This window comes from Chloroflexus sp. (assembly GCF_049970315.1).
Taxonomy (GTDB): Bacteria; Chloroflexota; Chloroflexia; order Chloroflexales; family Chloroflexaceae; genus Chloroflexus.
Window position 1 is genome coordinate 1 of the sequence record NZ_JBMFNE010000021.1, and the last position, 13,673, is coordinate 13,673.

At 54.2% G+C, this 13,673-nt stretch carries 15 protein-coding genes and 1 tRNA gene; 6 read left to right on the top strand and 10 right to left on the bottom strand.

The window, feature by feature from the left end:
- Window positions 1–443 precede the first annotated feature (443 nt).
- Together ACP5OT_RS13455 and ACP5OT_RS13460 are read left to right on the top strand one after the other, a co-directional pair.
- Complete coding sequence (locus ACP5OT_RS13455; protein WP_424676060.1) at window positions 444–1,325, top strand: LysR family transcriptional regulator; 882 nt, start codon at window positions 444–446, stop codon at window positions 1,323–1,325.
- Between the two features lie 63 nt (window positions 1,326–1,388).
- The gene (locus tag ACP5OT_RS13460; RefSeq protein WP_424676061.1) at window positions 1,389–1,862 is read left to right on the top strand and encodes an NUDIX domain-containing protein; all 474 of its coding nucleotides are present in this window, start codon (window positions 1,389–1,391) and stop codon (window positions 1,860–1,862) included.
- A 105-nt stretch (window positions 1,863–1,967) separates the two neighbouring features.
- Here the strand turns inward: ACP5OT_RS13460 and dprA are convergent, their stop codons facing one another.
- Window positions 1,968–3,056, bottom strand: a complete 1,089-nt coding sequence (gene dprA / locus ACP5OT_RS13465; RefSeq protein WP_424676062.1) for a DNA-processing protein DprA — start codon at window positions 3,054–3,056, stop codon at window positions 1,968–1,970.
- Window positions 3,057–3,199: 143 nt separating this feature from the next.
- On the opposite strand from dprA, the gene ACP5OT_RS13470 reads away from it, so the two are divergent.
- Window positions 3,200–3,484, top strand: coding sequence for a DUF427 domain-containing protein (locus tag ACP5OT_RS13470; RefSeq protein ID WP_424676063.1), 285 nt, complete (start codon window positions 3,200–3,202; stop codon window positions 3,482–3,484).
- 63 nt (window positions 3,485–3,547) lie between these two features.
- On the opposite strand, the gene secF is transcribed toward ACP5OT_RS13470, so the two are convergent.
- The 4 genes from secF to ACP5OT_RS13490 form a co-directional block, all read right to left on the bottom strand.
- The gene (secF, locus tag ACP5OT_RS13475; RefSeq protein ID WP_424676064.1) at window positions 3,548–4,549 is read right to left on the bottom strand and encodes a protein translocase subunit SecF; all 1,002 of its coding nucleotides are present in this window, start codon (window positions 4,547–4,549) and stop codon (window positions 3,548–3,550) included.
- 53 nt (window positions 4,550–4,602) lie between these two features.
- Window positions 4,603–5,991 carry a protein translocase subunit SecD gene (gene secD, locus ACP5OT_RS13480; protein WP_424676065.1) on the bottom strand — a complete coding sequence of 463 codons (1,389 nt, stop codon included), beginning with the start codon at window positions 5,989–5,991 and terminating at the stop codon, window positions 4,603–4,605.
- Window positions 5,992–6,155: 164 nt separating this feature from the next.
- A complete protein-coding gene (locus tag ACP5OT_RS13485) occupies window positions 6,156–6,854 on the bottom strand; it encodes a DsbA family protein (RefSeq protein ID WP_428112896.1) in 699 nt (232 codons plus the stop codon).
- A gap of 66 nt (window positions 6,855–6,920) precedes the next feature.
- On the bottom strand, window positions 6,921–7,709 hold the full coding sequence (locus tag ACP5OT_RS13490; RefSeq protein ID WP_424676067.1) for a YceI family protein: 789 nt from the start codon (window positions 7,707–7,709) through the stop codon (window positions 6,921–6,923).
- Window positions 7,710–7,876: 167 nt separating this feature from the next.
- Between ACP5OT_RS13490 and ACP5OT_RS13495 the strand changes: the two genes are divergently transcribed.
- From ACP5OT_RS13495 to ACP5OT_RS13505, 3 genes are all read left to right on the top strand, one after another.
- Window positions 7,877–8,554 (top strand): hypothetical protein, encoded by a 678-nt coding sequence (locus tag ACP5OT_RS13495; RefSeq protein WP_424676068.1) that lies wholly within the window; start codon window positions 7,877–7,879, stop codon window positions 8,552–8,554.
- Window positions 8,551–9,540: a polysaccharide lyase gene (locus ACP5OT_RS13500; RefSeq protein WP_424676069.1), complete on the top strand. Its 990-nt coding sequence runs from the start codon at window positions 8,551–8,553 to the stop codon at window positions 9,538–9,540. Before ACP5OT_RS13495 ends, ACP5OT_RS13500 begins: the two co-directional genes overlap by 4 nt.
- A 246-nt stretch (window positions 9,541–9,786) precedes the next feature.
- Window positions 9,787–10,272: a MauE/DoxX family redox-associated membrane protein gene (locus tag ACP5OT_RS13505; protein WP_428112900.1), complete on the top strand. Its 486-nt coding sequence runs from the start codon at window positions 9,787–9,789 to the stop codon at window positions 10,270–10,272.
- A gap of 48 nt (window positions 10,273–10,320) precedes the next feature.
- On the opposite strand, the gene ACP5OT_RS13510 is transcribed toward ACP5OT_RS13505, so the two are convergent.
- From ACP5OT_RS13510 to ACP5OT_RS13530, 5 genes are all read right to left on the bottom strand, one after another.
- Window positions 10,321–11,649 carry an NAD(P)/FAD-dependent oxidoreductase gene (locus ACP5OT_RS13510; RefSeq protein ID WP_428112902.1) on the bottom strand — a complete coding sequence of 443 codons (1,329 nt, stop codon included), beginning with the start codon at window positions 11,647–11,649 and terminating at the stop codon, window positions 10,321–10,323.
- A 176-nt stretch (window positions 11,650–11,825) separates the two neighbouring features.
- Window positions 11,826–12,248 (bottom strand): ASCH domain-containing protein, encoded by a 423-nt coding sequence (locus ACP5OT_RS13515; protein WP_428132406.1) that lies wholly within the window; start codon window positions 12,246–12,248, stop codon window positions 11,826–11,828.
- A 9-nt stretch (window positions 12,249–12,257) separates the two neighbouring features.
- Window positions 12,258–12,665: a hypothetical protein gene (locus tag ACP5OT_RS13520; protein ID WP_424676073.1), complete on the bottom strand. Its 408-nt coding sequence runs from the start codon at window positions 12,663–12,665 to the stop codon at window positions 12,258–12,260.
- A 44-nt stretch (window positions 12,666–12,709) separates the two neighbouring features.
- Window positions 12,710–12,784, bottom strand: a tRNA-His gene (locus ACP5OT_RS13525).
- Between the two features lie 27 nt (window positions 12,785–12,811).
- Window positions 12,812–13,657 (bottom strand): methyltransferase domain-containing protein, encoded by an 846-nt coding sequence (locus tag ACP5OT_RS13530; protein WP_424676074.1) that lies wholly within the window; start codon window positions 13,655–13,657, stop codon window positions 12,812–12,814.
- Window positions 13,658–13,673: the final 16 nt, after the last annotated feature.

Sequence of the window (13,673 nt, forward strand, 5' to 3'; positions counted from 1 at the left end):
GAGATGATGTTGTTGAAGATGTCTCGCTTCGCTCGACATGACAGGTGAGTGGATGGCGCGGAACGAGATATGACCGGTCGCTCGACATGACAGGTGAGTGGATGGCGCGGAACGAGATATGACCGGGAAGGGGATGATGCGTAGTACTTGCTATGACCAGGCCCGGCGGCCCCCTCTTTGCCCCTCCACCATTGTCATTTCGAGCGCAGCGAGCAATCTTACCATCCGTCTCACGATGCTTGAGATGATGTTGTTGAAGATGTCTCGCTTCGCTCGACATGACCGGGAAGGGGATTGGGCGCGGCACTCGCTGTATGAGACAGCTTCTAGACAGCCTTGTCATCAACAGCAAAGAAGCTTGTGTGCACGGTATGAACTGCACCATGGTATGGTAGAATAGCGACAATTCTCTCTCAACTGCAATAGATTCTAAGGAGGAGGGCTTGACGCTCAACCTTCATCTGCTGCGCATCTACGTAGCTGTCCTCGACCATGGTAGCTTTACTCGTGCGGCAGAAGCGCTGACGATGAGTCAATCGGCAGTGTCGCGGGCCGTACAAGAATTAGAGCGCCAATTAGGGACGGTACTGCTTGAACGGAGACCGCGTGGTGTTGCTCCAACCGATGCCGGGGCTATTCTCGGTGAACACGCTCGGCGCATCTTTGCTCACGAACGGCTGGCTATCGAGTCGCTGAACGAACTACGCGGTTTGCAACGAGGTCGGTTGGCGATTGGTGCAAGTAGTACGATCGGTACCTATCTCTTACCGCCGTTGCTCGGAGCCTATCATCGCCAGTATCCAGGGATTGAGTTATTCCTCGACATTGGGAACACCCAGCAGATCATGGAGCATCTGCTGGAGTATCGCATTGAAGTGGCGTATGTTGAGGGGCCGGTTACGCCAGACGAACGGTTACATATTACGCCATGGCGTGACGATGAGTTGGTGGTGATCGCAGCGCCTGATCACCCACTGGCCCGTCGTGCTCATCTGACCGAGGCCGACATTATTGGGGCACCGTTTGTCTTACGTGAACCAGGTTCGGGGACGCGCGAGGTGATGGAGCAAGCACTGGCCGAGCGGGGGATTACAGTACAGTCGGTGATGGAGTTGGGGAGTACTGAAGCGGTGAAGCATGCGGTCAGTGCCGGCTTGGGGTTGAGCATTGTCTCGAAGGTGGCTATCCAGATGGAGATTATTGCCGGTCGGTTGACAATTCTACGCATCCCGAGTTTGATGATCCAGCGCCGATTGAGTCGTGTACGCTTGATTGACCGACCGCAGAGTCAGGCATTGACGGCTTGGTTGAGGGGGAAGGGATGATTGTGCCGGCGTTTTGGTTGAGTAATGGTATAATGGCGGTGTCATACACATAAGGAGTCGGGTATGACCGTCAAATATACGCGCTGGCTACGGAGCTACGTCGGCCACCAACGAATTTTACAGGTACGGGCGAGTGGCTTTGTTCGTGATGAAACGGGCCGTATCTTGTTGTGCCGGCGGGCCGATGTGATGTTGTGGGATGTGCCGGGTGGGACGATTAGCCTCGATGAATCACCGGCGCGGGCTTTAGTCCGCGAAGTACAGGAAGAGACCGGTCTGATTTTAGCGCCATTTAAGTTGATCGGTATCTACAGTGGTTCCGATTTCGCATGGAGCTATCCTAACGGTGACCAATCACAGATTTTAGCCATCTTTTTTGCAGCGCGGATCGTCGGCGGTGAATTGCAACAAGCCGGTCACGAGAACGTTAACGTTGGCTTTTTTGCGCCCGACCATCTACCACCATTACTCAACCGCACACGCCGGATGTTGGTCGATGCATTCGCCGACCGTCCTGAAGCTACGTTTGATTGGTGATGAGGCGTTACAGGCAGGTTCAGCAATATCGCGTTTCAGCGCCATAACGTGCCAGGCAAGGCTGGACAGGTGAAGCGGTCACAGCAGGTTCAGCAGTAGCACGTCTTAGCGACCCCGTGCATAGTAGAGTGGTGCGACTTGCCGTACAAGTCCTTTCAGTTCTAGTAACGCTAATGCCGCTGCCGTTGTTGCGGCTGCCTGTCCGGCAGCACGCCCAATGACATCAATATGCTGCGGTTCACTTTCGACCACGCGGTAGATGGCCTCTTCCTCAGCCGTAAGTGCTAACTCAAGCGGTGGTTCGTGGAGATCACTGCGTCCTTCGAGGTTGAGCACGGCAAGCACATCCTGCGCGCTGGTGATAATAGCCGCACCCTCGCGGATCAACCGATGAGGACCGGCACTCAGCGGGTTGAAGATCGACCCTGGAACTGCCATCACGTCACGCCCTTGATCGAGGGCGAATTGCACGGTGATGAGCGCACCACTGTCTTCACGTGCTTCTACAACCAGTGTTGCCAGGCTTAAGCCGGCAATAATCCGATTACGCGGTGGAAAGTTGAGCGGTGCCGGTGGCGTGCCGAGCGGGTAATCGCTGATCAGGGCACCGGCAGAAACGATCTGCTCGGCGAGGGTGCGATTCCGTTCTGGATACACGCGGTCAGCGCCGCAGGCTAACACGGCTAGGGTGCGCCCACCGGCTTCGAGAGCCGCAGTGTGGGCAATTGTATCGATACCCAAGGCTAAGCCGCTGACAATCGTGATACCGGCGACCGCTAAATCGCGCGCCAAGCGTCGTGTCACTTCCCGTCCGTAGGGTGTAGGATGGCGTGTACCAACAATGGCGATGGCTCGTTGATCCGAGGCAGTCATTGTCCCACGCACATACAGCAATGGGGGTGGGGCAGCGATCATTCGTAGTAAGGGTGGATAGGCCGGATCGGTAATTGCCAGTGGGGTGATGCCGTTCGCCCGCAGACGTGCCAACTCGGCGTCGAGATCAAGGGTTTGGCGGGCAGTGCGTAGGTTGGCAATACTCCGTGCATCAAGACCGGCGGCTACCAGGGTGGCTTCGTCGGCATGCCAGGCCGCAGCCACCGAACCACATCGCTCGATCAGGCGGCTCAGTCGCAGTGGGCCAATTCCCGGTGTCAAGTTAAACCCGATATAGTAGCGAATAGTATCGTCGATCATGGTGTCTTCGGCAATATTGGTGAGTGCTGCACCGTGGCGATCAACTCATCGTGTCTATAAATAAACCGTTTTGGTAGGGCAAAAGATGCGTGAATCGAGTCATAATGCTCATGGGAAGTATGCATTGTATTGAGGAGGGTTGGATGCCACGAGCAATTTGGAATGGTGCGATCATTGCCGAAAGCGATGCAACAATTGTCGTTGAAGGGAATCACTACTTTCCGCCTGATTCGGTGCGGCGCGAGTATCTGCGTGAGAGCCAAACACATACCGTGTGTTCTTGGAAAGGGACGGCCAGCTATTACGATGTCGTGGTGAACGGTGAGGTAAATCGCGATGCGGCGTGGTATTATCCGGCGCCAAAGGAGGCAGCCAAGCAAATTGCTGGTTATATTGCGTTTTGGCGAGGGGTGAAGGTAGAAGCGTAACAATATCAGGGGGCAGATGAAAAACCTGCCCCTCATTTTCATTGATGCGGTATCAGCCTATGATCACGCTGCTTGAGCAGCTTCGTCGCGGCGACCGCGACCAAACCAGTTCCGCCATTCGCGGTGTTCCCAAACGACCAAGAGCTGGGCAGCGTTGAAGATCGATGAATAGGTGCCGCTGATTAACCCGATCAACAAGATCAAAACGAAATTACGAATGGTATCACCGCCAAAAAGGAGTAGTGCAGTCAGCGTAAAGAACGTCGTCAATTGGGTATTGATCGAGCGTGGCAGTGTCTGGACAAGACTGTGATTGACAATATCATCAAACGTTTCAGCAGGGTGGCGATTAAGCAGATTCTCACGAATGCGGTCGAATACCACAATGGTATCATGCACCGAAAAGCTCAACGTGGTGAGCAGGGCAGTTAAAAAGAGGGCATCCACTTCTAGCCCGATAGTAGCACCGAGAATAGCGGCGGTACCGAGTACTACGAGTACATCGTGCAGCATTGAAATCAATGCACAGACGCCGTAGCGCACCGGATGGGGCGCTTTACGGAACGCCCATGTCAAGTACAGCAAGATCACCAGTGAAGCACCGATCACGGCGATTACGGCGCTGCGTGTCGATTCAGCGCTTACGGTGGGGCCAACGCTTTCGAGGCGTTCACGGCTGACCGTACCAAACGTTGTGGTCAATGCGTTCGTAACGGCCTCGATTTCACTATTGGGATCCGACTCACTGAGCGGACGAGTGCGGACCAGGGCTGCGGCTACCGTTTGCCCATTGATAACGGTTGGACTCAGTTGGACTTGGGCGTTCTCAAAACCGGCAGTGGCAAACGCCTGTGCGATCCGATCGGTAGTAAGTGTCTCCGGCGCTGTATCGGGAAAGCGCAGTTCCCATAGTGCGCCACCGGCAAAATCAATGCTCGGCTTCAACCCAATGCTAAACCGTCCGGTGGTAATGAGCGGATGCAAGAAAAGCATGTAAAGGCCTGGCAAAATTACCAGTAGTGAAAAGGCAAACCACCAGTAGCGACGGCGAACAAGATATTCCATATAGACATTACTCCGCTAGTTAGCTCGGTTCACTCCGTTGGAAATCGGTGCAGCTACGACGCTACCGTTACCGCCGGTTCTGGACTACGCCGGTCAACACCAAACCACCATGCCCGTTCATCGCTAAACAACGGTAACACTAAGCGCATAAAGGTACGGGTGACGATAACAGCGGTGAACAAGCTGATGACAATACCCAATCCCAGGGTTAGGGCAAAGCCCTTGATCAAGCTAACACCGAAGCTGTTGCCGAACATAAACAACACAACACTGGTGATCAACGTTGAAACGCTCGAGTCACGAATAGCCGGCCAAGATTCGACAAACGCCAACTCAAGCGCATTGCGAATATCGCGACCGCGGCGGTACTCTTCGCGCAGACGCGCAAAGATCAGCACATTGGCATCGACGGCCAAACCGATCGAGAGGATAAAGCCGGCAATACCCGGTAGGGTGAGCGTCACTGGGATGAGTCGGTAAATAGCGAAGCTGATGGTCGTGTAGATCAGCAAAGCGATGGTCGCAATCAGGCCAGGGCCGCGGTAAAAGAGGATCATAAAGATTGCGACCACCGATAGCCCGATGATACCGGCCACAACACTCGCAGAGACACTCTCTTGACCAAGCGTGGCGGTCACGGTACGGCTCGTCTCGACCACCAGCGGTACCGGTAAAGCGCCGTACTTTAACTTATTAAAAATCTGATTACGCTCGGCTTCAGTCGTCACTTCGATCACGCCTGAACCGTCGGTTAGGGCCGCATTGATCACCGGGCAGCTCACTACCACATTATCCAGCACGATGCACATTGGTTTGCCGACATTAGCGGCGGTAAACGAAGCCAGCCGCTGAGCCGAAGCGCCACGGAAGGCAAACGAGACGGCGGGGCGGCTGCCAAGCGTGCTACCTTGCGAGAAAGTGGGTTGGACGGCTCCCGTATCAAGGTCGGCGCCATCGGTAATACTCTGGTAGATCGGACCAAGGCTGTTGGGGTCGGTTATGGTATCAGTTTCGAGCAATTGCGGCGGATTAGGACTGTTCGACGTGCGGACGATAGTGCCCTCAGCCAGATATTGGCCTTGCGAGTCGATGAACTCAAGTCGTCCGGTGCCGCGTAAGGTTTCAATCGCCTGTTCGGGATTAGCGACGCCGGGCAGTTCGACAATGATTCGATCGTTACCGGCGCGTTGGACAACCGTTTCACCGACACCGAGTGCATTGACACGCTGCTCGATCACACCGGCAGCGGTAGCGATCTGTTCAGCAGTGGCATTTGGATCGGCCGCACGCAATAAGACTTGAATCCCACCTTGCAGGTCGAGACCAAGGCGGACGCTGACGTCACGGCCAAGGAAGTTGTTGTTGGGGGCGAAGTTGATAGCAAGAGTTAACCCCAAGACAACGATAATCAAAATGAGTGCAGACAGATTTTGGTTTTGCACGGCGACAGTACCCCTCACGATGTTGAAAAACCGGCTCATTATAGGCCGGAAACGGCAGGTCGTCAATTGGCGGCAGTGAGACTGCCGCAGTCCACACTGCTAGGACGCAGGGCGGCCCTGCCGCAGTCGATACTTCGCTTCACTCCCGTAGTCAGACGTTATAGTTAACGACCAGCTGCACGTAGTGCTGCGTCGATTGCCGTAAACAGACGGTTCGAGTCAACGATCTGACCGTTGACGCTAAACGATGGGGTCGCTTGCACGCCAAGTTCGGCTGCCGATTGAGCAGCAGCCAAGATGGCTTCGCGGTGAGTACCGGCCTGCATACATGAATCGAACACTGCGCGGTCGATCCCGATAATGCCGGCGTAACCACTAAAGGTATTCAACGGTGAATTTAGTTGTGACCAGATACTCTGGTTCGCAAAGAGCTGGCCGTGCATTTCCCAGAACTTGCCTTGATCACCGGCACAACGAGCCGCTTCGGCAGCCGGTAGGGCATTGGGATGAATATTGGTGAGTGGCAGTTCGTGATAGATAAACTGCACTTTCCCGGTATTGATGTAGTCGCGTTCGAGGATTGGTTCGAGATTGCGTGTAAAGAACGCACAGCCGGGACACTGGTAATCTTCAAAGGCAATCACTTTTACCGGTGCATCGGGATTACCCTTGTAGTAAAATCCATCCTCAGTACGCCCAACCGGCGCGGTTGGTGTGGTAACTTCGGCGGTATTGCGGGTAAGTATCACTACCAGTGCCGTGATCGCTACAACTACAACCACACCGACTGCTATATACAAATACAGCAGGTTATTGGTTTTTGCAGTCTTGACTCGCCGGCCACGAGTGCTTTGTACGCTCATCGTTTGCTCCTGCCTTGATACTACTAAAACTCGCGTTATTATAATGATTGCGCGATAGACCGTCAATTAGCCGATCAGAGTGGCAACAAACTCTAGCTCTAACCGGACTTCATCGGCGACCGTATCAACCGCTGGGGAGTCGGGGATCGTAAGATTGAAATCCCGGTAGAGTATCGTTGTCTGGGCGAGACCGCTGATCTCGGTGGGGCTGATCGGGGTTACCGTCACCGTAAATGTGACCGGCCGCGTGACATCGGTGATGGTTAAATCTCCTTCAATGGTAAATTCAAACGGCACACCGATGGTAACACTCTCGGGTAAGCCATTGATTATGCGTGGGGTAAATGTGATGAGTTCAAATTGATTAGTGCGCAGAATAGCATTTTTAATTGCCCGATTGCGAAACTCGTTGTCGGTAGCTAAGGTACGTGCATTAATCTGAATGACCCCTACTTGCGCTGCGCTCGGCACATTTGGATCGAGGGCGATCTGACCGGCCACCTGATTAGTGACGCCGACCACTGTCACCGGCTGCCCACGCAATACCTCATCGATTAGGAAGCGGGCTTCCGAGCGATTCTGGTCGATGGCAAAGATCTGTAGTGTCGGTTGACTAGCGACTGTTGTCGGGGCAACAGTCGTTGGGTCGGCTGTACTTGGGATTGAATCGACAGTTGGAGTCGGTAACGCAGCGACTGCTGAGGTAGCAGTTGGGATGGTGGTCGGTACGACGATCGGGATAGCTTCAAGAGGGCCACTGGCCGCCTCTGGCGGACGGAAGACATAGATCGCAACGCCGCTTAAGAAAAGGATGATGACAACTCCAACAATGATAATAATACGTCGCACGAGCATAGTTCCTCATACAATGATCTCGAATCCTGTCCTCATCCGGCATGATACCGGAAATGCGATGGTGACCGGCACTTTCTCATCAAACATTAATTGTCGAGTGGTGTAGTGTAGTGTGGTATAAGTAGAAACAATGCAGAGTGGTCATGTTGTTATATAAAAAAGCCGGTATGAGTAACCCATCATCGATTTGGCAATTGTACCGGATATTCGTATTTATCGGCGGGTGGTTAGTTACGTTGATCGTGGTAAGCAATTGGTCAACTGAGGCCGGGCAAGCGGCAGTAACTTTGGTCGTTGTGCCGAGCGAACTAGAAACGATACGCGGGGAACGTATCGGTCAATTAGCAGCATTACACGACGCTGAACTAAATGAGTGGGCTTGGGAACCGGAAACGGCGTATATGCGATTCGGAATCACCGGTGCTGCAACCGGTCACGAGAGCATCTTGACGTACACCGTGCCGGTCAGCGTTGCGCTGACTGCGGTCAACGAGATGGGACTACTGGTCAACTGGCGCGGCCCAACGGCAAGCGAGCAGCGCTGGTGGTGGGAAGTCCGCAATGTGCAGACCGGTCAGTGGTATCTTCTTGGTGACAACACAAACGGGCAAACGTGGCGTTGGACGACATGGTCGTTGGGAATCCCGCTGTCGCCGGTAGAGGTCATCGATGACGAGCGCCATCTCTTCATTCGCTACCAAGCCGACAACAACAGCAACGAAAGCGCATTGGATCAACTGGTGATCGAATTGACGGTAAACGGTGTACCATCCGGAACGGTCACTCCGGCGCCAACATCGTCACCAAGTGGAGTGAACGTCTACCTACCATGCATTGCATTATGAACGAGAAGGTGACGGCCACACCGCCGCCGAGCACCGATCCATGCGCATTTCGACCGAATGACGGTGTAGTCTTTGCTACCGGTCTCGAACGAGAGCATTGGTATCAATTGACCAACCGGGGCAATAGCGGATCAGTACTGGCGCCGTACTTACCCAATCGTGTGTATCAAAGTTATCCCAACAATGTTAGTCGGGTAGCGATGGCATCGGCGCCACGCGGCCAATTTGTCCAGCAATTTCAGAATCTGGCCGGCACTCATGAACCACAAACGGCGTTCAAATTTGCACTACCGCGCAGCGATGTCTACTATTGGCGATTTTATCGCCAATACGAACCCGGCTACCAATTCACTTGTGAATCGAAGGCCTTCTCGATCTATGCCCACAACCCGATCACTTACACATTGCCGGCGGGGGAACGACCAAACGGCACTAATGAGGTGAGCTGCTTCCTACAAATGATGCCAAACTGCTGGTATGACAACCGGTCTATGATGAGGCGTTGTTTTGATGCCGAGGGTGTCAATACGCGCAGTGAACCGGTGTTGTATTGTTACCATCTCGATCAACCGACCGGTTACGGCGAGAAGTTCCGCCAAAACATCGGTGAACCGACTTACATCACTAGTGGTCAATGGATCGATTTTCACATGATGATGAAGCGCAATACACCTGATCAAGCCGACGGTGAGATCAAGTTATGGATCAACGGGGTGTTAAAAATGCACCATACCGGCATCCGCTTTCGCACAGTGCCGGAGTTGCAATTGAACGCTGTGTCGCTCGGTGGTTACATCGGTGGCACATGCACCAGTGCACGTGATCAGAAGATCTGGGATGACCATTACATGGTTGCAACCACCTTCATTACCGATGAACGATTCGCTGCGCTGTGCGAGACCAAAACGGAATGGTTCGATACCGGTATCGGATACGATTGGGATCTCGACCGGCGCTGTTGGCCGGGAGTGAGTTGTTTACCGTGAATCGAACTACGAGAACGTGCTGTTGGTGGGAAAAGGAATGTGGCTGTCTCCCTGTCGGCTTTTTTTGGTACAGTGATGACATATAAACACAATTTTTACAAGAAAGTGCTATACTTGAAACAGCAGTCACCGGCAACCGTTCCTGTTACGTAAGCCGAGCATCGGAGGTAGGAGCGACGGTTGGTATCAGCCCGGCGGCTGTTTCGTACAATCCGGTCTCTCTGGGACGACACAGGAGTGGTTGCGATGAATAATCGCGCTCTAGCTTTGCGACGGGCAGTACGCATCGGAATAGTGGTACTACGCTATGCGTTTGGGGCGACATTTGCTTACGGAGCTTACCATAAAATTACACGTGGTTGGACAACCACGCCGATCATGCGTGAGCATTTCGAGCAACGATTAACCGAGATCGATCCCAACAGCTTTAGTGCCGCGTATCTGCGCTATTTTGCGATACCGTTTTATCGCCCGATTGCGTGGATTTTGACGATAGGGCAGGTGATTGTTGCGATAAGCATGTTGACCGGTAAGGGGGTACGGCAGAGTGCGGCATTGGCACTGTTTTTACTGGTAAACATTACAGCAGGTTCGTATTTTAACGCGAGTATGCCACCGTATCTGGTTACAGCAGTGTTGTTAATGTTGGATAAACAAGAGGGACGGTTGGCATGGGATGCGCTATCCGATACTACCACGGTCTTCATGGTGGGTAAGCGTGATGATACATAAGTTTGAGAGGCAAGGCGGGTTGAAAAACCCGCCTCGTAGGGAAGATGATTAATTGTCATTGACCTCATCATATTCGACAGCAAAAGGCTGCTTTTCGGCACCAACTCCAAAAATGAGGCGCACCCCACGGTCATAGGTAAAGTAGCTATACGCCCAATTCAGCAATACCAACACTCGATTACGGAAGCCGACCAGTGCCATGAGATGCACAAACAGCCAGCCAACCCAAGCTAACCAACCACTCAATTGGATACCGAAGGCATCGAGTACGGCCGCACTGCGTCCGATCGTTGCCATCTGCCCTTTATCGATGTAGTGAAACGGCTGCATCGGTTGATGGTTGAGCTGGGCGATAATATTACGAGCGGCCTGTTCACCCATTTGGATCGCAACCGGTGCGACCATTGGATAGGCAACACCCGGACGGTATCCTTCCAAATACGCCATATCGCCGATGACAAAAACTCGCTCGTCCGCCGGCAACGTTAGGTGTGGTGTCACGACTACACGTGCACCACGGCCGAGCGTCACGCCGAGCGCATCAGCGAGCGATGCGCCGCGCACACCGGCGGCCCACACGACCGTTGCAGCCGGCAAAAATGAGCCGTCGCGGAAGGTCAAGCCATCGTGATGAGCGTCGGCTACTTGGGTCTGGAGGCGTACCTCAACCCCCATCTGCCGGAGGCGTTGTAGTGCCGCATGTTGGAGCGATTCGGGAAATGAAGCGAGGATATGGTTGGTCGCCTCAATCAGCACAACCCGGGCCTGTCGGGTATCGAGCATCGGATAATCGCGGCGAATGACGTGTCGAATCAGCTCGATGAAAGCGCCGGCTAGCTCGACCCCGGTTGGTCCACCCCCAACAACGGCAAAGGTCAGTAACGCAGCACGCCGTGCTGGGTCACTCTCGACTGCGGCGCGCTCGCAGCAGAGAAGGACGTGATTGCGTAGGCGTTGTGCTTCGTCCAGGTCTTTCATGCCCAACGCATAACGCGCGATCCGATCGTTGCCAAAGAAATTGGTCGTACTGCCCGCAGCCAAGATGAGGTAATCGTAGCTTATCGCGCCGACATCGGTCTGCACACAGCGGCGGGTAAAGTCGACCCCCTGCACTTCGGCAAGCAGAAAGTTTGCGTTGCGATAGCGACGCAAGATGGCGCGTACCGGATACGCAATTGATTCGGGTTCAAGACCCGCTGTAGCAACTTGGTAAAGCAACGGCCAGAAGCCGTGATAGTTGGTACGGTTGATGAGCAAGACCTCAACCGATGCATTGGCGAGGGTACGAGCGGCGGCTAATCCGCCGAATCCAGCGCCAACGATGACAACCCGCGGACGAGTAGTCGGTTGTGGTGCAGTTTGGTTGGACGAAGGCATCGTTGGCCTCCTTTCTGGTGAAATTATTCACAAAATAACGATACTACGGAATACGGATGTTGGTCAAGCCAATACCGGCTCGAAACCGGTTCCCTGCTCACCCCGACCATCGTTCGATGATCTCCCATCCGCTTCGGTGATGGCGTGGTAGGGGAATGGCCGGTAATGGGATGATCTCATCTAGCCAAATCAAGGTGAGGTAGCGTGCAGCGTGCATGGGCATAGTGTTGCCAGAAGTGGGGATCGGTAATAGCGAGATCATCACCGTATGCCATGCGAACCTCATTGAGATCGGTAAGTGGACGACTCAGCGCATATTCGGCCAAGGCCAGACCGGCGAGCGGACCACCGGTGCGCTTGAGAAGGAGGATGTCACCCGGTTGTACGCGCCCAAAAGGCGGACGGCGGTCGCGTGCAAAGCGACTCTCAACCCGTTTGCTACCGGCTAGCAAGCGACTCAGGTACGGTTCACGGACAATGGCGAGATGGAGGTGATTTGAGTAGGCTTGGCTCTGCCACGCTTGGAGACGAGCGTACCAGTGGGGAAAGTGGGTGGTAGCGGCCAGCAGCATCTGAAAGGTTGTAGATGGTAAGAGCATCGTTTTTGCCTACGAGGTTGGGGTTGGCCGTTGCAGAACGTAGGCGGTGGCAGTTTGGACATGCATACCCACCGTAATACCGCGGGCAGCGGCAGCTTGGTTCACAGCACTGATGATGCCGCAGTTCCACGTATCGGTCGCATCGCCAATCCGAGCTGAGGTATGGGCTACAGCCATCGCCGGGATGTGCGCTGTATCGAGGAGGTGTAAGCCAGCAATACCGGCGTAATCTTTGCCAATTCCGGCATCGTTAAACACGACACCAACCGGTGGTATGGCAAGTGCGTAACGTGCCGAACTAACACCGCCGTGTGAACCACTGATGATACATGCGTTGCGGTCGTTCTCATCAATGTACGAGATCGAGTCCATCAGCACGACGCGACCGTTGGCGAAGGGAAACGATGTCTTAGCCATAGGATGACGAACGAAAAGCCGGGCTATTTACCCGGCTTTATTTGTGGGGTGCCTGATGGGGCTCGAACCCACAACTTCCTGATCCACAGTCAGGCGCTCTGCCATTGAGCTACAGGCACCGCGCAGCAGTAGTGAATATAACACAATTAGGCCATCTCGTCAAATACCTGCACGACACTAAATACCACAATCCCGTATTGCCATTGATCACGCACGTAGAGGCCGGCGTCGGCGAACGCCTGGTTAAGTTCGGTGATAGTGGGGAATTGGAGGCCGCCGGTACTGAGCAGTGATTGGAGCAAGCGCCCGACGGGCGTAGGGGAAGCAGTCAGACTCATCATCACGCCACGGCCGTCAGGGGTTAGCACCCGATGCCATTCGGCTAAGGCAGCCGCGACGTCACCGATTTCATTGAGGGAGCCACCCATTACCAATACGTTGGCCGAACCATCGGCAAACGGTAAGGCTTGGGCACTGGCGCGAATAAAGCTGATGTTCAACTTTTGCGCGCGGGCGCGTGTGCGAGCTTCAAGTAACATTGGGCGACTAAGATCGATCCCGACGACAAACCCGTTTGCGCCGTGGTGACGGCAAGCGTGGGCCAAGGCTCGGGCATACAGACCATTACTACATCCCACATCGATCATCAAGCCACCACGCTCGACACCGGCCAATTCGGTGATCAGGTGTAGCTCGCGTTCAAGCGGAAATTGCTCGCCGCTAAGGAGGCTGAGGGCGAGAGGTCGCCACGTTCGTTCATACGCCCATGCCGCCGGTGGCATTTCGTTTACCCATTGCGCGATACTCGCGGGCCATTGGGTACCGAGCACATCAAGAATTCCATCGGTGATCGGATACCTTCTCGTACAGTGTGGACAGCGCAGATAACCGCGTTCGATAGTGCCATCGGTCGCATACTCGATCTGCTCAACCATTAAGGTGACAGTAGGGTGGTGAGGGCAGGTAATGAGCGGAAGTAGGTTAGAGTCCATACCACCATCTTCTAGG